The organism is Paenibacillus sp. MBLB1832 (assembly GCF_032271945.1).
Lineage (GTDB): Bacteria > Bacillota > Bacilli > Paenibacillales > NBRC-103111 > Paenibacillus_E > Paenibacillus_E roseopurpureus.
In genome coordinates, this window is sequence record NZ_CP130319.1 from 544,156 (window position 1) to 568,106 (window position 23,951).

The 23,951-nt window shown below is 53.9% G+C and carries 18 protein-coding genes and 2 rRNA genes; all 20 read left to right on the forward strand.

The genetic code is table 11. The features are described from left to right. The first annotated feature begins 6 nt into the window (after positions 1–6). The 20 genes from MJB10_RS02565 (at position 7) to MJB10_RS02660 (ending at position 23,890) form a co-directional block, all read left to right on the forward strand. Positions 7–2,920, forward strand: a 23S ribosomal RNA gene (locus MJB10_RS02565). 106 nt (positions 2,921–3,026) lie between these two features. Further along, positions 3,027–3,143 (forward strand): 5S ribosomal RNA (gene rrf, locus MJB10_RS02570). A 246-nt stretch (positions 3,144–3,389) separates the two neighbouring features. Next, positions 3,390–3,980 carry a chromate transporter gene (locus MJB10_RS02575; protein WP_314801463.1) on the forward strand — a complete coding sequence of 197 codons (591 nt, stop codon included), beginning with the start codon at positions 3,390–3,392 and terminating at the stop codon, positions 3,978–3,980. Further along, the gene (locus MJB10_RS02580) at positions 3,977–4,513 is read left to right on the forward strand and encodes a chromate transporter (RefSeq protein ID WP_314801466.1); all 537 of its coding nucleotides are present in this window, start codon (positions 3,977–3,979) and stop codon (positions 4,511–4,513) included. The genes MJB10_RS02575 and MJB10_RS02580 overlap by 4 nt, the downstream gene beginning before the upstream one ends. 253 nt (positions 4,514–4,766) lie before the next feature. Beyond that, the gene (locus MJB10_RS02585) at positions 4,767–6,302 is read left to right on the forward strand and encodes an ABC transporter ATP-binding protein (RefSeq protein ID WP_314801468.1); all 1,536 of its coding nucleotides are present in this window, start codon (positions 4,767–4,769) and stop codon (positions 6,300–6,302) included. Continuing rightward, positions 6,299–7,420 (forward strand): ABC transporter permease, encoded by a 1,122-nt coding sequence (locus MJB10_RS02590; protein WP_314801469.1) that lies wholly within the window; start codon positions 6,299–6,301, stop codon positions 7,418–7,420. The genes MJB10_RS02585 and MJB10_RS02590 overlap by 4 nt, the downstream gene beginning before the upstream one ends. A 20-nt stretch (positions 7,421–7,440) precedes the next feature. Continuing rightward, the gene (locus tag MJB10_RS02595) at positions 7,441–8,370 is read left to right on the forward strand and encodes an ABC transporter permease (protein WP_314801471.1); all 930 of its coding nucleotides are present in this window, start codon (positions 7,441–7,443) and stop codon (positions 8,368–8,370) included. Between the two features lie 204 nt (positions 8,371–8,574). After that, positions 8,575–10,047 (forward strand): factor-independent urate hydroxylase, encoded by a 1,473-nt coding sequence (gene pucL / locus MJB10_RS02600; protein ID WP_314801473.1) that lies wholly within the window; start codon positions 8,575–8,577, stop codon positions 10,045–10,047. Next, entirely contained in the window at positions 10,044–10,400 is a 357-nt protein-coding gene (uraH, locus tag MJB10_RS02605) for a hydroxyisourate hydrolase (protein ID WP_314801475.1), read from the forward strand. Before pucL ends, uraH begins: the two co-directional genes overlap by 4 nt. 38 nt (positions 10,401–10,438) lie before the next feature. After that, positions 10,439–11,839, forward strand: coding sequence for an allantoinase (locus MJB10_RS02610; RefSeq protein ID WP_314801478.1), 1,401 nt, complete (start codon positions 10,439–10,441; stop codon positions 11,837–11,839). Beyond that, positions 11,823–13,115, forward strand: coding sequence for a Zn-dependent hydrolase (locus MJB10_RS02615; protein WP_314801481.1), 1,293 nt, complete (start codon positions 11,823–11,825; stop codon positions 13,113–13,115). The genes MJB10_RS02610 and MJB10_RS02615 overlap by 17 nt, the downstream gene beginning before the upstream one ends. Then, positions 13,102–14,340 (forward strand): pyridoxal-phosphate-dependent aminotransferase family protein, encoded by a 1,239-nt coding sequence (locus tag MJB10_RS02620; RefSeq protein WP_314801484.1) that lies wholly within the window; start codon positions 13,102–13,104, stop codon positions 14,338–14,340. The genes MJB10_RS02615 and MJB10_RS02620 overlap by 14 nt, the downstream gene beginning before the upstream one ends. Beyond that, positions 14,334–15,929, forward strand: coding sequence for a gamma-glutamyltransferase (ggt, locus tag MJB10_RS02625; protein ID WP_314801486.1), 1,596 nt, complete (start codon positions 14,334–14,336; stop codon positions 15,927–15,929). Before MJB10_RS02620 ends, ggt begins: the two co-directional genes overlap by 7 nt. Before the next feature lie 74 nt (positions 15,930–16,003). After that, positions 16,004–17,119: an XdhC family protein gene (locus MJB10_RS02630; protein ID WP_314801488.1), complete on the forward strand. Its 1,116-nt coding sequence runs from the start codon at positions 16,004–16,006 to the stop codon at positions 17,117–17,119. A gap of 124 nt (positions 17,120–17,243) precedes the next feature. Continuing rightward, on the forward strand, positions 17,244–17,888 hold the full coding sequence (locus MJB10_RS02635) for a nucleotidyltransferase family protein (protein ID WP_314801490.1): 645 nt from the start codon (positions 17,244–17,246) through the stop codon (positions 17,886–17,888). Positions 17,889–18,046: 158 nt separating this feature from the next. Beyond that, the gene (locus tag MJB10_RS02640; RefSeq protein ID WP_314801491.1) at positions 18,047–18,988 is read left to right on the forward strand and encodes an FAD binding domain-containing protein; all 942 of its coding nucleotides are present in this window, start codon (positions 18,047–18,049) and stop codon (positions 18,986–18,988) included. Next, on the forward strand, positions 18,972–21,266 hold the full coding sequence (pucD, locus tag MJB10_RS02645) for a xanthine dehydrogenase subunit D (RefSeq protein WP_314801493.1): 2,295 nt from the start codon (positions 18,972–18,974) through the stop codon (positions 21,264–21,266). The genes MJB10_RS02640 and pucD overlap by 17 nt, the downstream gene beginning before the upstream one ends. Continuing rightward, positions 21,259–21,744: a (2Fe-2S)-binding protein gene (locus MJB10_RS02650; protein ID WP_314801495.1), complete on the forward strand. Its 486-nt coding sequence runs from the start codon at positions 21,259–21,261 to the stop codon at positions 21,742–21,744. The genes pucD and MJB10_RS02650 overlap by 8 nt, the downstream gene beginning before the upstream one ends. Positions 21,745–21,751: 7 nt before the next feature. Continuing rightward, entirely contained in the window at positions 21,752–22,891 is a 1,140-nt protein-coding gene (locus tag MJB10_RS02655; protein WP_314801497.1) for a BMP family ABC transporter substrate-binding protein, read from the forward strand. A gap of 21 nt (positions 22,892–22,912) precedes the next feature. Next, complete coding sequence (locus MJB10_RS02660; protein WP_314801500.1) at positions 22,913–23,890, forward strand: aromatic ring-hydroxylating dioxygenase subunit alpha; 978 nt, start codon at positions 22,913–22,915, stop codon at positions 23,888–23,890. Positions 23,891–23,951 lie beyond the last annotated feature (61 nt).

Sequence of the window (23,951 nt, forward strand, 5' to 3'; positions counted from 1 at the left end):
TTTCTAGGTTAAGCTAGAAAGAGCACACGGAGGATGCCTAGGCACTAGGAGCCGAAGAAGGACGTGGCGAACGACGAAATGCCTCGGGGAGCCGTAAGCAGGCTTTGATCCGGGGATGTCCGAATGGGGGAACCCAGCTGTGGTAATGCGCAGTTACTCAGTAGTGAATACATAGCTACTGTAGAGGCAGACCCAGGGAACTGAAACATCTAAGTACCTGGAGGAAAAGAAAACAAAAGTGATTCCGTCAGTAGCGGCGAGCGAAAGCGGAATAGCCCAAACCAAGGAGCTTGCTCCTTGGGGTTGTAGGACCTCGACGTGGCAAAAGTTCGGTAGGCGAAGTGATCTGGAAAGGTCCGGCATAGAAGGTAAAAGCCCTGTAGCCAAAATCGAACGTATGCCTAGAGGTATCCTGAGTACGGCGGGTCACGTGAAACCCCGTCGGAATCCGGCAGGACCATCTGCCAAGGCTAAATACTCCCTAGTGACCGATAGTGAAGCAGTACCGTGAGGGAAAGGTGAAAAGCACCGCGGAAGCGGAGTGAAAAAGAACCTGAAACCGTGTGCTTACAAAAAGTCAGAGCCCTCTATATGGGTGATGGCGTGCCTTTTGTAGAATGAACCGGCGAGTTACGTTCCCGTGCGAGGTTAAGTTGAAAAGACGGAGCCGCAGCGAAAGCGAGTCTGAATAGGGCGCCCCAGTACGTGGACGTAGACCCGAAACCGTGTGATCTACCCCTGTCCAGGGTGAAGGTGAGGTAACACTCACTGGAGGCCCGAACCCACGAATGTTGAAAAATTCGGGGATGAGGTGGGGGTAGCGGAGAAATTCCAATCGAACTCGGAGATAGCTGGTTCTCCCCGAAATAGCTTTAGGGCTAGCCTCGGATGTGGAGTTGTGGAGGTAAAGCACTGATTGGGTGCGGGGCCCGCCAAGGGTTACCAAGTCCAGTCAAACTCTGAATGCCACAAACTTAAATCCGGGAGTCAGACAGTGAGTGCTAAGATCCATTGTCAAAAGGGAAACAGCCCAGACCATCAGCTAAGGTCCCCAAGTGTGTGTTAAGTGGGAAAGGATGTGGAGTTGCACAGACAACCAGGATGTTGGCTTAGAAGCAGCCACCATTGAAAGAGTGCGTAATAGCTCACTGGTCGAGTGACTCTGCGCCGAAAATGTAACGGGGCTAAACACGCCACCGAAGCTATGGCTTGCACTTTAGTGCATGGGTAGGGGAGCGTTGTGTATACATTGAATTCTGACCGTAAGGACAGGTGGAGCGTACACAAGTGAGAATGCCGGTATAAGTAACGAAAAGATCAGTGAGAATCTGATCCGCCGAAAACCTAAGGGTTCCTGAGGAAGGCTCGTCCGCTCAGGGTAAGTCGGGACCTAAGGCGAGGCCGAAAGGCGTAGTCGATGGACAACAGGTGGAAATTCCTGTACCACCGTAGCCGTTATGAGCAATGGAGTGACGCAGAAGGATAGTGACGCGAGCTGATGGATGCTCGTCCAAGCAGTGAGGCTGGTTAGTAGGCAAATCCGCTAACCGTAAGGCTGGGCTGTGATGGGGAGGGAAACTTAAGTACCGAAGGTCATGATTTCACACTGCCAAGAAAAGCTTCTAGCCAGGCGAAGGTGCCCGTACCGCAAACCGACACAGGTGGGTGAGAAGAGAATTCTAAGGCGCGCGGAAGAACTCTCGTTAAGGAACTCGGCAAAATGACCCCGTAACTTCGGGAGAAGGGGTGCCTCGGTAGGGTGAATAGCCCGAGGGGGCCGCAGTGAAAAGGCCCAAGCGACTGTTTAGCAAAAACACAGGTCTGTGCGAAGCCGCAAGGCGAAGTATACGGGCTGACGCCTGCCCGGTGCTGGAAGGTTAAGAGGAGTGGTTAGGGGCAACCCGAAGCTATGAATTGAAGCCCCAGTAAACGGCGGCCGTAACTATAACGGTCCTAAGGTAGCGAAATTCCTTGTCAGGTAAATTCTGACCCGCACGAATGGCGTAACGACTTGGGCGCTGTCTCAACGAGAGATCCGGTGAAATTTTAATACCTGTGAAGATGCAGGTTACCCGCGACAAGACGGAAAGACCCCATGGAGCTTTACTGCAGCTTGATATTGGACTTTGGTACGATCTGTACAGGATAGGTGGGAGCCTTTGAAGCCTGAGCGCCAGCTTGGGTGGAGGCGCCGTTGGGATACCACCCTGATCGTATCGGAGTTCTAACCTGGTACCGTGAACCGGTATGGGGACAGTGTCAGGTGGGCAGTTTGACTGGGGCGGTCGCCTCCTAAAATGTAACGGAGGCGTTTAAAGGTTCCCTCAGAATGGTTGGAAATCATTCGCAGAGTGCAAAGGCATAAGGGAGCTTGACTGCGAGACCTACAAGTCGAGCAGGGACGAAAGTCGGACTTAGTGATCCGGTGGTACCGAATGGAAGGGCCATCGCTCAACGGATAAAAGCTACCCTGGGGATAACAGGCTTATCTCCCCCAAGAGTCCACATCGACGGGGAGGTTTGGCACCTCGATGTCGGCTCATCGCATCCTGGGGCTGAAGTAGGTCCCAAGGGTTGGGCTGTTCGCCCATTAAAGCGGTACGCGAGCTGGGTTCAGAACGTCGTGAGACAGTTCGGTCCCTATCTGTCGCGGGCGTAGGAAATTTGAGAGGAGCTGTCCTTAGTACGAGAGGACCGGGATGGACGTACCGCTGGTGTACCAGTTGTCTCGCCAGAGGCATCGCTGGGTAGCTATGTACGGAGGGGATAAGCGCTGAAAGCATCTAAGCGCGAAGCCCCCCTCAAGATGAGATTTCCCAGTATGTAAGACCCCTTGTAGACGACGAGGTTGATAGGTTCGAGGTGGAAGTGCGGTAACGTATGCAGCTGACGAATACTAATCGGTCGAGGGCTTAACCTAATATAGGGATCTTTTAGCGGAGCTAAAAGTCTCTCAGCTTTCCTAAGTAGCATACTTTACTTCAGTTTCGTATCTAGTTTTCAAGGCGCAAATCACGCTTTGACTGTTTGGTGATGATGGCGGAAGGGATCCACGCGTTCCCATCTCGAACACGACCGTTAAGCCTTCCAGCGTCGATGGTACTTGAACCGCAGGGTTCTGGGAGAGTAGAACGTTGCCAAGCGACTGAAAGAGCCTTACTTGGAGAAATCCAGGTAAGGCTCTTTTTTCACATCATTTTAACAAATAATCAGCCGATATCGCCATTAGGGTAGTCGCAAGGCTTTAAACCAAGTCCCAAGTTTTCCAAGAAAGTTTGTTAATTTCACAAAAAAATAAAGAGAATCCGAATCATGGCTTCATTTTATAATACAATAGAGCTTAACTTGCTTCTAGGTTTGAAACAACGATGGAATGGGAGGGAATCATAGTGGCAAATGCCTATGTTCAGATAGGAACAGCAATGTTCCGGACGGGGATCCTCGGGTATGGCGGGGGACCCTCGATTGTGCCACTAATCCGATATGAGGCGGTTACGCGTTTCCAGTGGATGAAGGATGAAGAGTTTATGGAGGTGCTTGCGATCGCGAATACACTGCCTGGGCCAATCGCGACGAAGCTCGCGGGCTATTTGGGCTATCGACTGAAGGGAAGCTGGGGGGCGCTAATTGGTGTGCTTGCTCATATTTTGCCGACCTGTGCCGCGATGGTGGGGTTGTATTCGTTTATTACGTTTTTCAGTACGTCGCCTGTGATCAAGGGGATGATTGCAGCGGTTGTGCCGATCGTCGCGGTAATGCTGGGCGTGATGGCGTATGAGTTCGGAGAAAAAGCGATTAAAGGACTGGGATGGGCACCGGGTGTGACTTGTTTTATCTTATCCTTTCTCCTATTAAAGCCGTTTTCTGTGCACCCAGCCATCGTTATTTTCATGTTCCTTTTATACGGGGCCTTCCATCATAAGCTAAAGAACAAGTGGAGGAAGGGCGAGAAACAGCTTGGCAAAGGTGATGGCGTATGATGGATTGGTGGCATTTGCTCGTTAGTTTCTTTCTGGCGAACGTGTTCGGTTACGGGGGAGGGCCTTCGTCCATCCCGCTCATGTTCCAGGAAATTGTGACGAATCACGGTTGGATGACGAGCAGTGAGTTCTCGAATATGTTAGCGCTGGGCAATGCACTGCCTGGCCCGATAGCAACGAAAATTGCCGCTTATGTCGGCTATCAGATCGGTGGCTGGATCGGCGTTTTGATTGCGGTAGCGGCTACGGTAATTCCGGCGATTATCGCCCTAATTATTTTGCTGAATATCCTGCAGAAATACAAGCAGTCACCTGTGATTAAAGGCATGACGCTGCTCGTGCAGCCAGTCATTGCGATGATGATGGTGCTGGTGACATGGAGCTCCTTGGTGGAATCGACGAAGGTGATCGGGTATCTACAGTTTATCGGTATCGCCGCGGCGGCCTTTTATTTGATACAGATTCGTAAGATTCATCCCGCTTTTGTTATTCTTGCTGGATTTGTCTATGGTGGATTTTTCTTATCTAAGTGATGTAATCTTACATATGTTTTGGTTCGGAGCACAAACTTCCTTCACCTTTTCGTTACAAGACCCAAGATGATGTCAAGTTCATTGACGTCTAAGATCGGTGGGCCGTATAGTGAGGATAAAGGGAACGACACGAACGGCTCCGCTATCTCGTTTACCTAAACAGCAAATCCCTGATGGGAGATGCTGTTTTGTTGTATCAGGGCACGAAGATGTAGAGAGCCGAGGAAGTGGCGGGATGAGGAGGTCGGTACGCATGCATATACACGAGAAGGATGCCGTCGAGATGGTTCGCATCGTTAAACAATTTGGTTCTGTGCTTGCGAACGATGAGGTTGATTTTCGGGCAAGGGCAGGTGAAATCCACGCCCTGCTCGGTGAAAATGGTGCTGGCAAAAGCACGATGATGTGCATGCTGTCTGGCGTGTACCGCCCGACCAGCGGCGATATTTGGATTCATGGCGAGAAGGTGCGGATTCGCTCGCCGAAGGATGCGATGAAGCTGGGCATCGGCATGGTATTTCAGAACTTCCGCCTCGTGCAAACGTTGACCGCTGCGGAAAACATTGTGCTCGGCGAGGCGGGGTCTTTCTGGCGCGGGCCCAGCTGGCTCGCCCGAAAATCAGAGGAAATCGAGGCGATTTCCAAACGTTTTGGTCTGCTGTTTCCCGTAGATCGGCCCATCTGGCAGCTATCTGTTGGCGAGCAGCAGCGGGTCGAGATTGTGAAGACGCTCTATCGGGGAGCGGATTTTATTATTTTGGATGAGCCGACGTCGGTCCTGACGCCTGGCGAGGTGGATCAGTTATTCGAGACGCTGGATCGAATGAAGAAGGAAGGCAAAACGGTCATCATGACGACACATAAGCTCAAAGAGGTTATGTTCGCTGCGGACCGTATTTCGGTTATGCGCAAGGGCAAGATGATTGCAACGCTGCCCAAGACGGCAACGAATGAGCGCGAGCTGGCTCAGCTCATGATGGGTAGTGAGAAGCTGCAGACGCCCACGCGGCAGCGATCATCGGCAACAGGGGAGCCAATGCTGACTGTCAGAGGGCTTGATGTCTATGCGGAACATGGACGCAAGGTGCTGGATGGGCTTCATTTTCAAGTGGGCAAAGGTGAAATTGTAGGTGTGGCTGGCGTCTCGGGCAATGGGCAGAAGGAGCTGGTGGAGGTGCTAACGGGACTTCGTGCGTGGAAGCAGGGGGATGTGCAATTCGATGGCGAGGCGCTTCATAACGGTTCGGTTCGGGATGCTATTCAGATGGGCATCGGTCATGTCCCTGAGAGTCGGATGCGCAGCGGTCTAGCGGGAAGCTTGGGTTCAGTCGATAATCTGTTGTTCAAAACCTACCGTTCGCGGGAACGGTCGCGCTTTGGTTTGCTTCGGACGGGAAGCAATCGGAGTTGGTCACAGCGGTTGATTGAGCTTTTCGATGTGAAGACGGCTGGGATGGATGCGCCGATTCAATTCATGTCGGGTGGGAATCAGCAGAAGCTGCTTTTTGCCAGAGAAATTGACCAAGGGCCGAAGCTCATGATTGCGGTTCATCCGACTCAGGGGCTCGATGTTGGCGCAACAGAAGGTGTGTATCAACTGCTTGATGATTTGCGAAGCAAAGGGCGTTCAGTACTGCTGATTTCGGAGGATTTGGACGAGGTACTGCTCCTGGCGGATCGCATTCTTGTCATATATGGGGGCCGCATTGTGGGGAATATTCCCCGTGAAGAGGCGACTCGTGAGCACATTGGGATGCTGATGGCGGGGTCTGAGGAGGATGCGGGATGAGCGAACAACGAACAGCGGGAAGTCTCCCGATTGAAAATAAAGGGTCCTTGCGAGGCGCGGGTTTGCGGCTGCCGTACCGTCTGGAGATTGATCCCGCGGGCGCGAACAGCCCTTGGTGGGTAACGGTGGTCGCGATTGTGCTGGCGTTGATCGCATGCGGGATTTTCATCTCGCTGAACGGCATGAATCCCTTCATGGTGTACGGCAAAATGGTCAAAGGCGCCTTCGGCTCCACCTTTGGCCTGACGGAAACGCTCGTAAAGGCGATTCCCTTGCTGTTATGCGGTCTCGGGGTGTCCATTGCGTACCGTATTTCCGTGTGGAACATCGGGGCGGAAGGTCAGTTCGTTGCTGGCGCGATGGCGGCGACGGCGATTACGGTGTACTTGCCACATTTGCCTGTGTATCTAACCTTGCCAGCGATGGTCGTTGCGGGTATTGTGGCAGGCGGCTTATGGGGATTGCTGACGGCCATTCCGCGGAACTATTTTGGGGTGAATGAACTCATCACTTCACTGATGCTGAACTATGTGGCGCTTCTGGCGTTGAACTATGTGGTGTTTGGTCCATGGAAAGATCCGAAAGGCTTTAACTTCCCAGGATCACCGATGTTTAAAGCGGCGGAAACGCTCCCGACTTTCGGGACGACGCGACTGCATGTTGGGCTTATTTTCGCCATCATCGCAGTGTTGGTATATGCCTTTGTGGTAAGGTACACGCGGTGGGGCTATGAGCTGCGCTTGATCGGGGCCAATAGTGAAGCGGCGAAACATGCAGGCATTCGGATTTCCCGCCATGTGCTTGTGGTGATGGTGATCAGCGGCGGTTTGGCGGGGCTTGCAGGCATGAGCGAAGTATCTGGTGTGGCGCATCGCTTGATGTACGGCATATCGCCGGGGTACGGATATACGGCCATCATTGTGGCCTGGTTGGCGAAGCTGAATCCGCTGGGACTCGTCGTTGCTTCCGTGCTGTTCGGCGGACTTATTGTTGGCGGCTATAGTGTGCAAACGATAGGGCTTCCCTCGTCCATTTCATCGATGATTCAAGGGGCGATTCTGTTCTTCCTCATCGCGGGTGGCATGGCTGGAAAATTGCGGATTCGAAGCAATCGGTAAAGAAAAGGGAGGGCAAAGGGATGGATGCTTTGACACAAATCATGGTTTCAGCGATCTCTTCGGGCACCCCGCTGCTTCTAGCTGTTCTGGGCGGCATTCTGATCGAGCGTTCGGGGATTATGCAGCTTGGTGCAGAAGGGTTGATGCTGATGGGGGCGGTCACCTCCTGTCTCGTGTTTATACATACAGGGAATGGGCTGTTGGCGGTGCTATGTGTGCTTGCGGTTAGCGGCGTGCTCGGCATGCTACACGGATTTCTCTGTGTTACGCTGCATGCGAATCAAGTTGTGTGCGGTTTAGCGATGACGATCTTCGGCGCGGGGCTCAGCGCATACCTAGGTAAACCAGTCAGCGGGCAGCCGCTGGTCGGCGCGGTACCGAAGCTTCATCTGGCGTGGCTGGAACCTGTGCCAGTGATTGGGAACATTTTCGCTCACATGGATTTGTTTACATGGTTAAGTTTCGTACTGGTAGTGGCGATGCACCTGTTCATTCACCGCACGTCGTGGGGGCTGCACCTTCGCGCGGTCGGGGATAATCCCGCAACGGCAGATGTGATGGGTATTCCTGTGGTTGCGATTCGCTATGGGTGTATCATCATCGGCTCGATGCTGATCGGGATTGGCGGAGCAGATTTACTGCTCGTATACACGCCTACGTGGAACGAAGGAATGACGTCGGGTCGCGGCTGGATTGCGGTTGCGCTCATTATTTTCGCCAGATGGAATCCGATTCGTGCCCTCGCGTGTGCGTATTTTTTCGGCGTGCTGGATAGTCTGGGCTTCCGTGTGCAGCTGATCGGCAGCCACATTCCTTCGTATTTTCTGAAAATGATACCGTACATTGTCACGATTCTCGTCCTGATGTTCCTCGGTTGGCGGAATAAGAATAAACCGTCAGGCGCGCCAGAGGCGCTAGGGGTTCCGTACATTCGGGAACAGAGATTTTGATGGAGAAGCCACTGGGGGAGCCTGGTGGTTTTGTTGTCTGGGAGAGCCCCCTTTTAGCAAAAAAACAAAAAAACTTGCCGTTGTTATGAAAGATTACAAACTTCTTTCATATAAATTGACCCATAGGGATGACAATCTTACAATGAAACAAAATGTTGGTGAAGCTTGAAGGGGAACTCAGCCGGAAGTCGAGGTGGCAGGCCTATGCGGTACGCTTGGAAGCAAGTCAATGCAATGAGTGTGGAGGCATTCATCCACGCATTTGGACCTCTCTATGAGCACTCGCCGTGGGTGGCTGAGCGGGCAGCAGGCTCGCGGCCATTCCTTACGATCGACGAGATGGTCGGCGCTTTGGAGCAGGAAGTATGGCGAGCTGATCCAGAGGAACAGTTGGCTTTGCTTCGGTCGCATCCCGATTTAGGTACGCGGGTCAGGATGACCGAGCATTCCGTGCAAGAGCAGGCTGGCGCGGGACTTCAGCAGCTAACCTCAGAGGAATACGAACAGTTTATGACGTTAAATAAACACTACACGGAAGCGTTTCAGTTCCCTTTTATCATGGCGGTGAAAGGTCAACATAAAGATGCCATTCGCGAGGCGCTGCGCCGTCGTCTACAAGGCACTCCTGAAGCGGAGCTGCAAACAGCTCTCCAGGAGGTGTGTAAAATCGGGCGATTCCGCCTAGCCGATCTCGTAAGGAATGAAACGGAGGAGATAGCGATGGAGCAAGCCAAAGGCGCTGAACGCATCATGTACTATGGGAAAGGCGACGTCTGGGTCTATCGCTCCTATGCGAAGCCGCTCACGAATATTTCGCTCATTCCTGAATCTGGTTTTACGGGTCGCGACAATGTGCTGTTCGGCATGAATATCAAAATTGCAGTAAGCGGCGAGAAGCTGTTCACATCGTTTAGCGAAGGGGATAACTCACGCGTCGTTGCGACCGATTCCATGAAAAATTTTATTCTGCGCAAGGCAGGCGAGTATGAGGGGGCTACGGCGGAAGGGTTCCTGGCATTTGCAAGCAGGCATTTCTTGGAGAAGTACCCTTGGATGACGGGGATCAAAATGAGTGCAGATCAGGTCGCCTTTGAAGTGCTGCAGGTTCCTGGAGAGAAGGGCTTGCAGCCAGGAGAGCTCGTCTACCGCTATTCACAAAATGAACACCCAACCGCAGCTGTCGAATTAATTCGCAATGCCGATGACCAGATTCTCCTTGTCGATCACTCCGCAGGTATAGCAGACCTCAAACTAATTAAAGTCAAAGGCAGCTCCTTCGCTGGCTTCGTACGTGACGAATATACGACATTGCCGGAATCGCAAGATCGTCCGCTTTTTATTTTTTTGGATATCGCATGGAGCTATGAATCGGCGGAGGATGCATGGGATTGCGATCTAGGGCGATATGTAGCAGCTGAGCAAATTCGAGATATTGCGCATACCGTCTTCCATGAGCAGCACTCGCCATCGATTCAAAATTTGATCTATCGCATCGGTCAACGAGCCTTACAACGGTTCCCGCAGCTGAAAGACATTCGCTTCGAGTCGAACAATCGGACATGGGAAACGATTCTGGAGGATGTTGCTGTAGGTGAGGGCAAGGTCTTTACAGAACCTAGGCCGCCTTATGGTTTTCAGGGATTTTCGATGACAAAGCAGGATCTGGAGGGCCTATGAGCGTAGGAATCACATCGCATGTGCTCGATATTCACAGTGGGCGGCCGGCAGGTAACGTAAAGATAGAGCTTTTTCGGATTCAAAAAAGCGGCGCTGCATTGCTGCACTCAGACTATACGAATAAGGATGGCAGGCTGCCAGCGCCGATGCTGAGTGGGGGCGATTTTACAACGGGGACGTACGAAATTCTCTTTCATGTAGGTGATTATTTCCGCTCCCAAGGCGTTGAGCTGCCAGAGCCAGCTTTTCTAGAGCAGGTGCCCGTACGCTTCGGTATTGCGAATGCAGCTACCCATTATCATGTCCCGTTGTTAATTGCCCCGTGGGGGTATAACACGTATCGGGGAAGTTAGCCCAGATAAGCAAATGGCTCCGAGGGAGGATTCCAAAGATGACTTTATATGATGGGATCATATGCGGTGGGACTGTGGTCTTGTCTAGTGGCAGCGAGCAGCTAGATATCGGCATACGCGATGGTAAAATTGCAGCGCTAGGCGAAAACTTGGCGTACTCGGAGCAAACGCCTGTGTTTAATGCGGAGCACCTGACCATCCTCCCTGGGATGATCGATGCGCATGTTCACTTCAATGAACCAGCGCTTGGTCACTGGGAAGGATTCGCTTCAGGCTCGGCTTCCTTGGCGGCTGGCGGGTGCACGACCTATCTCGATATGCCGCTCAACGGGGTTCCGCCTACAGTTCGGCTAAGCGCATTGAAGCTGAAGCTGGAAGCGGCAGCGGGAAAGTCGCATGTGGACTATGCGCTGTGGGGCGGTCTCGTGCCTGGCAATATCGGTCAGTTGGAGGAGCTTGCACAAGCGGGTGTGATTGGCTTTAAGGCGTTCATGTCCTGCCCAGGCGGCGAAGGGGAAGATATTTTCAGGGAAGTAGATGATGAAACCCTTCTTCAGGGGATGAAAGAAATCGCTCGTTTGGGTCTGGTGCTGGCCCTCCATGCGGAGAGCGAGGAGATTGTCTCCAGGCTGGCTGCTGAGGCGGCGCATCAAGGCAAGCGCAGTGCGGTGGATTTCATCGCGACGCGACCCATCGCCGCCGAAGTGGAGGCGGTAGAACGCGCTTTACGCTATGCGGAGCAGACAGGCTGTAAGCTGCACTTCGTGCATATTTCCAGCGCCGAAGCTGTGAAGGTTATCACCGAAGCGAAAGCCAATGGGCTGGACGTGACAGTGGAGACGTGTCCGCATTATTTGGCGCTAACGAGCGAGGATGTGGCAAGGCTCGGACCTGTTGCGAAGTGCGCACCTCCGATCCGTTCAGCGGCAGATCAGGCCCGATTGTGGGAGGAGCTGGCGGCAGGGCGCTTCGATCTCATCGCTTCGGATCATTCGCCATCGCCGGCAGCGATGAAGCAAGGGGATTTCTTCGAAGCGTGGGGTGGCATTTCCGGGGCGCAAAGCTCACTCGAGCTCATGCTCGATGAAGGCTATTTGCGCCGGGGGATTCCTCTGACGCAGCTAGCAGCGATGTTATCGCTGGCGCCTGCGAAGCGTTTTGGTTTATATCCGCGCAAGGGCGAAATCGCCCTCGGGGCAGACGCGGATCTGGCGTTGGTGGATTTAGCAGGGGGTTACACCTTGCAGGCCAGCGATTTGTTGTACCGTCACCCCCAAAGTCCTTACGTGGGGAGGACGTTTGGTTGCAGCGTGAAAGCGACGTTCCTGCGCGGCGTAAAGGTGTATGAGCGGGGTGGAGGCGTCAGCCACGCGGCAGAGGGAGCTTGGATACGACACCGTGCATCGATTGGAGGCGGGTTAGATGGCGAAGATGAATGAGCAACCGCAGGAGGACCTTCTAGCTCAGTACGGGGAGCGCATGCTGCACACGTTGGAGTGGCTTGCTGCCTTCGGCGCGGACCCGAAGGGCGGTGTTACGCGGCTCCTGTACACAGAACCTTGGCTCCAAGCGCAATTGGCGCTGATCGACAGCATGCAGAGCATGGGGCTGAAGGCGGATTTTGATGAAATTGGCAATGTCTTCGGTAAACTGCAAGGCTCCGATTCCACGTTAAAACCTGTACTAACAGGATCGCATATCGATACGGTTAAAAATGGCGGAAAATACGACGGCGCTTATGGCGTCATCGCCTCGATGATGGCCCTTGGGTACTTAAAGGCCATGTACGGGACGCCGAAACGAACGCTGGAAATGGTCTCCTTTTGCGAGGAAGAAGGCAGTCGGTTCCCGCTTGCGTATTGGGGTTCCGGCCATGTATCAGGCGTGTTGTCGATGGTGGATGGCGCCCATCTTGCCGATCCAGAGGGAGTCACCTTGTTGGAGGCGATGGCGCAGGCTGGTTTTGAGACGTCACTGGCAGTACCTCATCCAGCGAAGCGTACCGATATTGGTGCTTATTTGGAGATTCATATTGAGCAGGGCTCCGTCCTTGAGGTGAAAAATAAACAAATCGGCGTTGTCACAGCCATTGTTGGGCAAATTCGGATGACCGTTGTGGTCACGGGGACACCGAATCACGCAGGGACAACACCGATGACGATGCGCAGGGATGCGCTGGCGGCAGTCGCCGAAATGGTTGCCCTGACGGAGCAAATGGCGCTAGCTGAAGGCGAGCCTATGGTGGCTACGGTTGGGCGTTTAGAGGTGAAGCGCGGAACATCCAATGTCGTGCCTGGCGAAGTGGAGTTTACACTGGATATACGGCATACGGACGAGCGAAAAATCGAGGCTTTTCGTGCGGAATTGATTGGCAAGTTTAAGAAAATAGCAGTGCGAAGAGATCTTCATATAGCAACAGTGGAGCGTTTAAATACATTACCAGTAGCCATGGATGGCGGGATATCGTTAGAAATTGAAACGGCCTGTGACTTCTATGGCTATACGCATATGCGGATGCCGAGCGGGGCTGGGCATGATGCACAGCTGTTCGGACCGATCTGTCCGTCAGCGATGATTTTCGTTCCAAGTCAGGCAGGGATCAGTCACAGTCCTGAAGAGTTTACGAAGCCCGAAGCGTTGATCGTCGGTTTCCAAACGCTCGTTCACGTGTTGTATCAATACGGCTATGGGGGAAAAGCAGATGAAAACCTATAAAGATTTGTCGCCTTCACTTCGAACGATCATGACACCAGGGCCTGTTGAAGTCGACCCGAGGGTGCTGCGCGCGATGTCTTACCCCATTCTGGGTCAGTTTGATCCAGAATTCACAGAGCTAATGAATGAAACGATGGATATGCTGCGCGACGTATTCCAAACGAGCAATCAGTGGGCGTTTCCGATTGATGGCACGTCCCGTTCAGGGATCGAAGCGGTATTGGTGAGCATCATTGAGCCTGGGGATAAGGTGCTCGTTCCGATATATGGACGGTTCGGACATTTGTTAGTCGAAATTGCAGAACGATGCGGTGCGGCCGTGGTCACGCTGGAGAAGGCGTGGGGCACGGTCTTCGACCCTGAGGAAATAAGTGCAGCGATCGGGCGCGAAAAGCCTGCCATCGTCGCGATGGTGCACGGTGAAACATCGACAGGCTGTGTACAGCCGTTCGATGGCATCGGCGAGGAGTGCCGGCGTGTGGATGCTCTGCTCGTGGTGGATGCAGTGGCGACCATCGGCGGTGTGCCTGTTAGGACAGACGAATGGTTGTTAGATGCGGTCATTGGCGGCACGCAAAAATGCCTATCCGTTCCATCGGGCATGTCGCCGATTACGTATAACGCGCGTGTCGAGGCAAAGGTGCTCCGGCGCAAAACGATCGAGCGGGGCTTGCGGGATATCGACGCTGCGGTGCCAACCGTTAGACCCGTCGCGAGCAATTACTTCGACCTCGGACAACTGCAGGATTATTGGAGCCCCAAGCGGCTCAACCATCATACCGAAGCGACGACGATGCTGTACGCGCTGCGGGAAGGCTTGCGCATCGTGCTGCAGGAGGGGCTGGAGGCGCGATTTCAGCGGCACAAAAAGCATGAAGCGGCGCTGGTTGCCGGGCTGCAAGCCATGGGCCTGACGCTATACGGCGATCCGACTTGCAAGCTGGCTGTCGTGACTTGTATTCGGATTCCAGCTGGCGTAGATGGAGAGGCTGTTCGTGCAATGCTGCTGGGCAGCTTCGGCATTGAAATTGCCTCCTCCTTCGGTCCGCTGAAGGGACAGATTTGGCGGATTGGCACGATGGGTTTTAGCTGCAATCAGAAAAATGTCCTGCATGTACTGGGTGCACTGGAGGCCACACTTCATTGGCATGGTGTCGATATTTCGACAGGGAAAGCGCTGCAAGCGGCACTAGCTGTCTATGCAGGGGAGGCGACCCCATGCTGAATATTATGCCACGAGGCGAACGAGCGATGGTTGCGACGCCGCATTATTTGGCAAGTGCGGTGGGGAGTGCGATCTTGCAGCAAGGAGGCAATGCTTATGATGCGGCGATTGCGATTAGCGCGACTTTAGGGGTTGTGTATCCGCATATGACGGGGCTCGGGGGAGATGCGTTCTTCCTGATGTATGATGCGTCGTCTGGCGCTTATACGGGGTTTAACGGAAGCGGCAAGTCAGCGGGAGGGGCGACACCTGATTTTTATAAAAGCCAAGGGCTGGATCTTATTCCGCAACGCGGCGTTCTGAGCGCGATCACAGTGCCAGGTATGGTGGATGCCTGGTGGCAAGTATGGGAAAGGCATGGCAAGCTGCCATGGGCGGCATTGCTGGAGTGGGCTATTGCGTATGCGGAGAAGGGTTTTCCCATCTCAAGGAATTTGCTGTTCTGGATGCGCAAGGATGAAGCGTTAATTCGTGCTTCTGCGCAGCTCAGTCGAATGTATCTGAGGGATGGTGAGCTACTGGGAGAGGGAGACCGCCTGATCCAACCAGACTTAGGGCAATCGCTGCGTCTCATTCAGCAGGGGGGCAGAGATGCCTTTTATACAGGCGCACTGATGCAGAAGATTGTAGATAGCGTTAAGGAGGATGGCGGACTGCTGGTGGAGGACGATTTTCGCAGTTACACGGGTGAGTGGGTCGAGCCTATTTCAACAACGTACCGTGGCTATGAGCTGTATCAAATGCCGCCAAACTCGCAAGGCTTCACAGCGCTCATGATGATGAATATGTTAGAGCATATTGATCTTGGAACTGTGCCCAGAGCCTCGGCCAATTACTATCATCTTATGGTTGAAGTGATCAAAAAAGCGTTCAAAGACCGCGATCACTACCTCACAGATCCCCATTTTAGGCATATTCCCCTGGATACCTTGCTTTCCAAATCGTACGCACAGGAGTTGTGGCGTGAGATTCAGGCGAAGCCTTTTGGTGTCAGCGAGCATATCTCTCCAGCGATCGGTCAAGACACCGCTTATGCAGCCGTAGTGGATGAAGCGGGGAATGCGGTTTCTTTTATCCAGAGCCTCTATTTCGATTTTGGAGCGGGTTATGTTCCTATTGATACAGGTGTGATTATGCAAAATCGCGGCTCCTACTTCTCTCTCGATGCTTCGTGTGCGAATGTCTTGGAACCCCGAAAAAGATCGTTCCACACGCTAATGCCCGCCATGGTGAGCAGATCTGGGAAGCCTTATATGCTGTATGGGACTCAGGGTGGTGAGGGTCAGCCGCAGACGCAGCTTTCGATCCTGACAGGTGTGTTGGATTATGGCCTATCCATTCAAGAAGCGATTTCGCTTCCACGTTGGGTGTATGGGCGCACATGGGGAGAAGAGGGGGATGCGCTGAAGATTGAGCATCGATTAGAGGCTGACGTTTACGCGCGATTGAGAAAGTGGGGTCATCAGGTGGAGATCGTAAAACCCTGGGACGGTGCGATGGGGCAAGCGCAGGGGATTGTCATGGATAAGCAGGGTTTCTTGAGCGGTGCAGCTGATCCTCGTGGCGATGGGTTGGCGATTGGCTGGTAGGAGATAGAGCTGTGCAGATAGGATGTTATCAAGGGATAAAAGCATGATTTTATATAGAGAGGGAGCGATGAGAGATGGAGGCCTATGACATTTTGCTGGCGGTAGAGCGTTATGCGGGGGCGCGTGTTTTGGCGACTGTGATTCATGTGGAAGGCCACGCTTATCGCAAGCAAGGAACCCTCATGCTGCTGATGGCGGATGGTCGTACGTTGGGGAGTATTTCGCCTGGCTGTTTGGAAGGTGATTTGGCGGCGTATGTACCTGGGGTCTGGGACTCGCAAAAACCACAAATGGTCGAATACGACATGCGGCCAGCCGATGACTTCGGTTGGGGAGAGACGATTGGGTGCGGCGGATTAATTCGCATTCTGTTGGAGCCGCTGTCTGGCGAGCTTTTGGTGCATCTCCTGGCGATAAAAGCGTGCCTAGATCGCGGAGAAGCGGTGGACCTCGTTCGCAGCTATACGGACGGGTATACGGCGATTTCGTATTCGCTTGAGGGGAGAACGGGGGCGGCAGGGAGTACAAGTGACACAGCAAAGACAATTCAGGCAAGTGAGGTAGAGAACCTAGGGGAGTTGTGGGAGACAAAGAAGATGGCTTTGTTTGCTTCGCGTGAAGCGGCTGGCTTTACGACGAGAACGCCGTTTGCTCCTAAGCCTAGGGTGATCGTCTTCGGGGCCAATCTGGATGCCATCCCGCTTGTGCAAATGGCTGCAAGCAGCGGATTCCGCGTTGTTGTCGCGGATTGGCGAGCGGCGTTCTGCAATGCTGAACGTTTTCCAGGCGTTGAAACTGTCGTGGCTTTTCCAGAGGCGTTGGTTGCAGAGCTTCAGTTGAACGAACGTGACTATGTCATTATCATGAGTCACCAATTCGAGAAGGATACCGCCTTTTTCCAAGGGGTTATGGCATATAATCTGCATTACCTCGGTATCATGGGTTCCAAAGAACGGACCGCCAACATGCTGCAAGGCTATGAATGCCCCCCGTGGCTCCATGCGCCGATCGGGCTGAACATTGGCTCGGAAGGCGCTTATGAGAATGCGATTAGCATTGTCGCTGAGTTAATCGCGATCAAGCGCGGGAAGCAGGGGACGGCTGTGTGGAAGTCGCCACTGGGGCATGGGCGGGAAGTGATAAGGGATGTGATACCACACCCCAGGAGTCTCCCTGTTTACCCGAAGTGATGAAAATCATCATTCCAGAGGCTAGTTGGGGCATTTGGATACTCTGGAGTGATGAAAAATCATTTTTCAGCAGGTGAGGTTCGGGGAGTAGTGGTTGAGGGGCTGACTGGAGGGTGAAGCGCTGATGAAGCTTGTGGGGGTTTACTTGGCAGCGGGGAGCAGCCGTCGGATGGGCAGAGCGAAGCAATCGCTTCAGATGGCAGAGGGCGTAAGCCTCGGAGGGATGGCACTGCTGCAAGCGCTGCATTCCGAGCTGGCTTGCGTAGTCGTAGTCGTACGCGAAAGCGATGATCTGGCATGGCTGCCAGATGAGGCGAGGAGCGCAATCGGTACTGGCCGATGCCGAGTGGCCGTGTGTAAGGATGCCAGCCTTGGCATGGCTCATTCGCTTCGCGCAGGCATTGAGGTGGCAGAGAGCCTGCTGGCGGATGGCGCATTGGTCATGCTGGCGGATCAGCCTTTCGTGCAGAGCGCCATGATAGGAGCGCTGATAGCAAGTTACCGAGGCGAAGCGGGCTGCGATTTTGTTGCGAGCGGGGATCAAGGGATGCCGAAGCCGCCTGCTATTTTGGGACGCAGCATGTGGCCGGCCGTCATGCGCTTGGAAGGTGATGCTGGCGCGCGAGCTTTGTTCCATATGCCAGCTTATTGGGGGCAGATAGAAGAAGCTGCGGATGCACTGATGTTCATAGATATGGATACGCAGGGGCAATATGAAGAGGCATTGAGGATATATAAGAATTTATTAGCGTTAGGTAAAGTGACATAAAATAGGTGGATGAGTGCATCGTTACGAATGATGCGCTATTTTTTATATAAATACACAAATTGACGTTAGATTAGTTGACGTTAAATTCGGGAATTGTTTATAGTTGATCTAATTTAGTAACCGATTTGGGAGGAATTAAACGCTGAGGAGGGATGAACATGTCAATTCCCATGCATCAACTGCCCGAACAGCAACCGACGGTTTGGCAGCCTGCTAGCGTTGAAGAAGCTCTGCGGCTGAAGCGCCAATGGGGCGAGGACGCCGTCATTGTGGCTGGAGGCACATGGCTTCGCACAAGTTGGGAGAACGGTTTAACACCGATGCCCCAACATCTGATCAGTCTTGGACGTATTCTTGCCCTCTCTGGATTGACCGTGGGTGCCGAGGGGCAAGTTCATATAGGGCCCGCGCTAAACATCGCCGATTTGATGCGAAACGGACTCGTCAAACAACGGTGCGCGCTTCTCGTGCAAGCCTGTGCAGAAATCGCAGCGCCATCGATACGAAATTTAGCCTCAGTCGGAGGCAATGTGATGACCCGCACAGGCGACCTGATTCCTGCTCTGCTAGCGATGGACGCACAGGTACGACGGACGAATGGTACGACCGAGCAAACGACGCTGCTCAGCGAATGGCTAACCCCAACCAATGCGCAGGGTCAACATGATGAATTGATGACGGGAATCCTCGTTCCTGCAAAGACGAGCGCGGCGGCCTCGGAGCGGCAAGAGAAAGCATCACGGAAGCATGAGTTCTACCTCAAGGTGGGGCGGAGGGAAGCTTTCACCCCTTCGGTCGTTACCGTGGCAGGCAGACTAACGCTCGAGCCCGACGGAACGATTGCCCATATTGCCATAGCGGTTGGAGGGGGCAGCGCAGTACCGTCGAGGCTAACCCGCGCGGAAGCGGGTGTGGTAGGGAAGCCCCTGAGCAAGTCGACTTTGAAGGCTCTGCATCAGGATGTCATGGCCGATTTTCAAGCGGTGGCTGATGACTATGCAGGCGTCTCTTATCGGAAACAAACAGCGGCCAACCTGATTATTTCGGAATGTTACAAAGCTTGGCGCAAAGGGGGTGGCGGGCATGCTTCTCAACCGTAATACGTACGCGTCCAAGTGGATCGTTCGTCCTGACGGCAAAGAGAAAGTGACCGGCGAGCTCCGCTATCTCACGGACTTAACCGCGCCAGGTATGCTGCATGGCAAGGTGCTGCGAAGTCAATATCCGCATGCGTGGATCTTATCGATCGACACCGTGAAAGCCAAGCAGTTGCCAGGTGTGCGTGCGGTTCTAACCGCTGCGGATGTGCCAGGCTTGAACTTATTCGGCATCGCGTTCCCGCATCAACCTGTGCTATGCGCGGATCGCGTTCGCTACATCGGTGATGCCGTCGCTTGTGTGGCGGCAGATACCGAGGACATTGCAGAGTATGCGCTAAGCCTTATCAAGGTGGTGTATGAGCCGCTCCCTGTTGTCGATAACCCAGAAACGGCGCTCGATCCAACTACGATCAAGCTGCATCCTGATGGCAATTTATTGCATCGAACATCGCTGCAGCATGGGGATATGACAGGAGTGTTCGAGGGCTGCGCACACGTTGTAGAGGAGACGTATTTTACGCCTCGGCAGATGCACACCTATATGGAGACGGAAGGCGGTCTCTTCATCCCAGGGGTTGACGGACGACTGACTGTCTACTCGCCAACGCAGCACGGCTACAAGGATCGCTTCCAATTAGCTCGAATTCTGGGCGTTCCCGATGAGCGAATCCGTGTCGTATCGAGTCCAATTGGCGGTTCGTTCGGGGGGAAGGATGAGTTGAATGTGCAGCCTTTTGGCGCATTACTAGCCCTAACAACTAAGCAGCCGGTCAAAATGCACAACTCCCGCAGGGAATCGGTCATAGCGGGTATCAAGCGCCACCCGATGCGGCTAACGATGAAAACGGGCGTGGACGATCAAGGCAAGCTTATCGCCCACCAAGTTCGTATTCTCGCCGATACCGGGGCGTACGCCACCTTAGGCTGCGAGGTGTTGAATTTCGCTACGGAGCATGCGATCGGCCCCTACCGCATTCCGCACGTGGATGTGGAAGGGACGAGCGTCTACACCAACAACGGTGTTTCTGGTGAGTTTCGGGGCTTTGGCGGCAATCAGGTGATTTTTGCCGTGGAGAGCCAGATCGAGCGCCTCGCCGAGAAGCTCGGCATGGGCGCGTGGGAGCTGCGCAGGCGCAACCTGCGCGAGCCCGACGATCCTGGCCCGATGGGCCAGCCCATCGTCGCAACCGAAGGCGCCGCGCAAGTTTGGGCGCGGGCGCAGGCTTCGCCGCTCTGGGCGAAGCGCGCCGCCTACGCGCGCCAGCCCGCGGCTGCGCCAGAGCCGTGGCTGCGCCGAGGCGTCGGCGCTGCGCTGGTGATGCACGGTGCCGGGCTCGGCCTCGGCATCCCCGATCATTCCGGCGGCCGCATCGAGCTGACGCCGGAGGGCAAGATCCAGGCCTCCTTCGGCTTCGAGGAGTTCGGCCAAGGGCTTTATGCAGCACTCACGTTGATGCTGCAGGACAGCTTCGGCTGCGCCGCCGATGACATTCGCATCGTCATCGGCGATACCGACCGCGTGCCGAGCAGCGGGTCGAGCACAGCCTCCCGCGCCACCACGATGATGTGGCGCGCGCTCCAGCGGCTGAAGCCAGCCTTCGTGCTGGCGCTGCTGGAGCAGGCTTCGCAGCTCTGCGGCATCCCAGCCGCTGAGCTGGTCACCGGCGCAGGCGGGCTGCTTCACAAGGATGATGCGACTGGGAAGCCGGTGGTGACGTATGCGGAGGCCGCTGCGGCGGCAGAGAAGCCGATCATTGCGCAGACGGCGTTCGACTATCCGACGACCCCGCAAGGGCAGGTCGGAGCGCACTATTTGTACACCTACGCAGCGGCTATCGCAGAGGTGGAGGTTAACATGCTGACGGGCAGGATCAAGGTGCTGGCAACGGATCATGTCATCGCAGCAGGGCCTGTCATTAATCCGATGGGCTTCCTTGGACAAATTGAAGGTGGAAGTGTTATGGCTTTGGGTTTCACCTTAACCGAGGATGCGGTGATGAACGAGAGCCGTTACCTACGGCATAACCTGGATACGTATGTGGTTCCCACTTTCCGGGATAGTCCGCTCAGCATTCAGGTAGACGCCATTGAAGAGCTGCCGGAAGGAGACACCTTCGGTCCTCGCGGCGTCGGCGAAATCGGCTCCGTCGGACTCGCGCCTGCGATTACCGCAGCCGTACGGCAAGCGACAGGCATTTGGGTAAGTCAATTGCCTATATCACCACAAGACATCGTGCAATCCATCGATTGGTTAGAAGGGGTGGAGGCCAGTGATTAATACATCGTATGTGCTAGCGTGCACCATTAACGGGAAGGGCGTGTCGATCCCAGTCCCTGCGTCCAAGCGGATGGCAGCGATACTTAGGGACGACTTGCAGCTAACTGGAACCAAAGTTTCTTGCGGGATCGGGCGCTGCGGCGCGTGTATGATTCTGCTCGATGGCAAGCCTGTGAATGCCTGCCTGCTGATGGCCTATCAAGCGGCGGGTAAGGCGATCACGACCATCGAGGGAATCTCGGCAGGCGCAGAGCTGCATCCGATTCAACAAGCGATGCTGGAGGAGGGGGGATTGCAGTGCGGTTATTGCACCGCAGGCATGGTGGTTACGTTAACCGCCCTTTGGGAAACGAATCCTTCCCCGACAAGAAGCGAGGCGGAGGAAGCGTTGTGCGGCAACATATGCCGCTGCACGGGGTATGAGGGGATTTTCAGAGCAGTAGCGAAATGCGGATTGTCCATACAAAGAGAGGGGTAGGAACCATATGCGTAAACTCATGCTTTCCGTAACGGCTGTATTACTAGTGATTCTTAGTGCCTGCTCCACGAGCACATCGACGAATTCAACAACGGCGCCAAGCTCAAGTGCGGCGCCTAGTTCGACCACTGCGGCTTCTCCTGCAACAGAGAAAAAGCTGCCGAAAGTAGCCTTTGTTTACATTGGTGTCCCTGGCGATGGCGGCTGGACGTATGAGCACGACCAAGGTCGTCTCATGATGGAGAAAGAATTAGGCATTAAAGCAACCACAGTCGAAAATATCCCAGAAGGCCCTGATGCTGAGCGCGTGTTTGAGGAGCTGGCTCAGAAGAACGATATTATTTTCGGAACCTCCTTCGGATATATGGACGCTATGGTTGCGGTCGCGCAGAAACATCCCAATGTGAAATTCCTGCATGCCACAGGCTACAAAACAGCCCCAAACTTAGGCACGTACATGGGTCGTGAATACCAAAGCGCCTACCTCGTTGGGATGGCTGCAGGCAAAATGACGAAAAACAATCACCTCGGCTACGTCGGTGCATTTCCTATTCCAGAAGTCATTTATACCATTAATGCGTTTACCCTCGGTGCCCAAAGTGTAAATCCGAACATCGACGTATCGGTGGTGTGGAGTAATACCTGGTTCGATCCTGCAACAGAGAAGCAAGCGGCGATTTCCCTTTTAGATAAAGGAGTAGACGTATTGGCGGCTTATCAGGATTCACCAGCAAGCATTCAAGCAGCTGCCGAGCGGAAAGTATGGGGGATCGGCAACGATTCTGACATGGGTCGATTTGCGCCAGACACCTACATATCCAATCCAAAATGGAACTGGGGCCCGTATTACGTGAAAACGGTGAAGAGTGTGATGGACGGCACTTGGAAATCCGAAGCGTACTTCGGCAACATGAAAGAAGGTATCACAGACATTGCGCCTCTTGGAAAGAATGTACCTGCGGATGTGAAGGGGCTTGTAGAGAAGAAAAAGCAAGAGATTCTGAGCGGCGCGTTTGAGGTATTCCAAGGGCCAATTGTGGATCAAGATGGCAAGACTCGGTTTGAATCGGGTAAAAAGATGACAGATGAGGAAATCCTCGGAACAACCTGGTTTGTTAAGGGCATTAAAGGTGTCATTCCCAAATAAGTAAGGAAGGATGTGTGGACGATGACAATACTAGATCATGCAATGCTTCCAGAGTGGCATCCCGTGTTGTTGTCGTCAGCACTCACGGATCAGCCTATTGCTGTGACGGTGTTAGGCGAGAAAGTAGCTGTTTTCCGTACCTCGCAAGGTGTCCACGCTTTTAAAGACCTCTGCATTCATCGAGGGGTTCCCCTCTCACTTGGAAAAGTAAGCGGCGATGAGCTGGTCTGCGCGTACCATGGCTGGTCCTATAACGGTTGCGGTACGTGCACGCGTATCCCTTCGCTGCCTAGGGATCAAGCGATTCCTTCGAAGGCCAAAGCTTTCGTCTATGACTGCGTGGAAGCGCTAGGTCTCATCTGGGTCTGCTTAGGAAAGCCTGCAGCGCCGCTGCCTCCAATCGCAGCGCATGTGCCTGCGGGCTACAAGGAAGTGTTCATGGGTCCGTACGCCTTGCAAGCGGCGGGTCCGCGTATTATCGAGAACTTCCTCGATGTTTCACATTTGATGTTCGTACACGAGGGATTGCTTGGCGATACGGCGTATGCCGAAGTGAATGATTATCACGTGATCGAAGAGGATGGTGTCCTTCGGTCCGAGGAAATTGTCGTGTACCAACCAGATGCCGATGGGACAGGACGCGGGGTGAATAGCCGCTATGTGTATGAGGTGTTCAGCCCGCTCTGCGTGTCCTTGACCAAACGAGATGATGTGTCCGACCACATCTTCCGGCTATTCCTCATGGTGCTGCCCGTCACGGAGCAGAGCAGCATTGCTTTCATGCTGAAGCAGAGGAATTATGCGTATGACGAGCCTGACGAGGTTTTCGTGCAGTTCCAAGATCATCTCATTGAGCAGGATCGACGTATGGTCGAAAACCAGAAGCCAGAGCTGCTGCCGCTGGATTTGCAGGCAGAGCTGCACCTGAAATGCGACCGCTTGAGCATTGCTTATCGCAAAAAGCTTCGTGAGCTGGGCGTCACTTTCGGTACGGCCTAGATGATGTTATAGGCCGAAGGTCTTAATTAACAGGATTAATGAATCCACCTGCATACGAAAA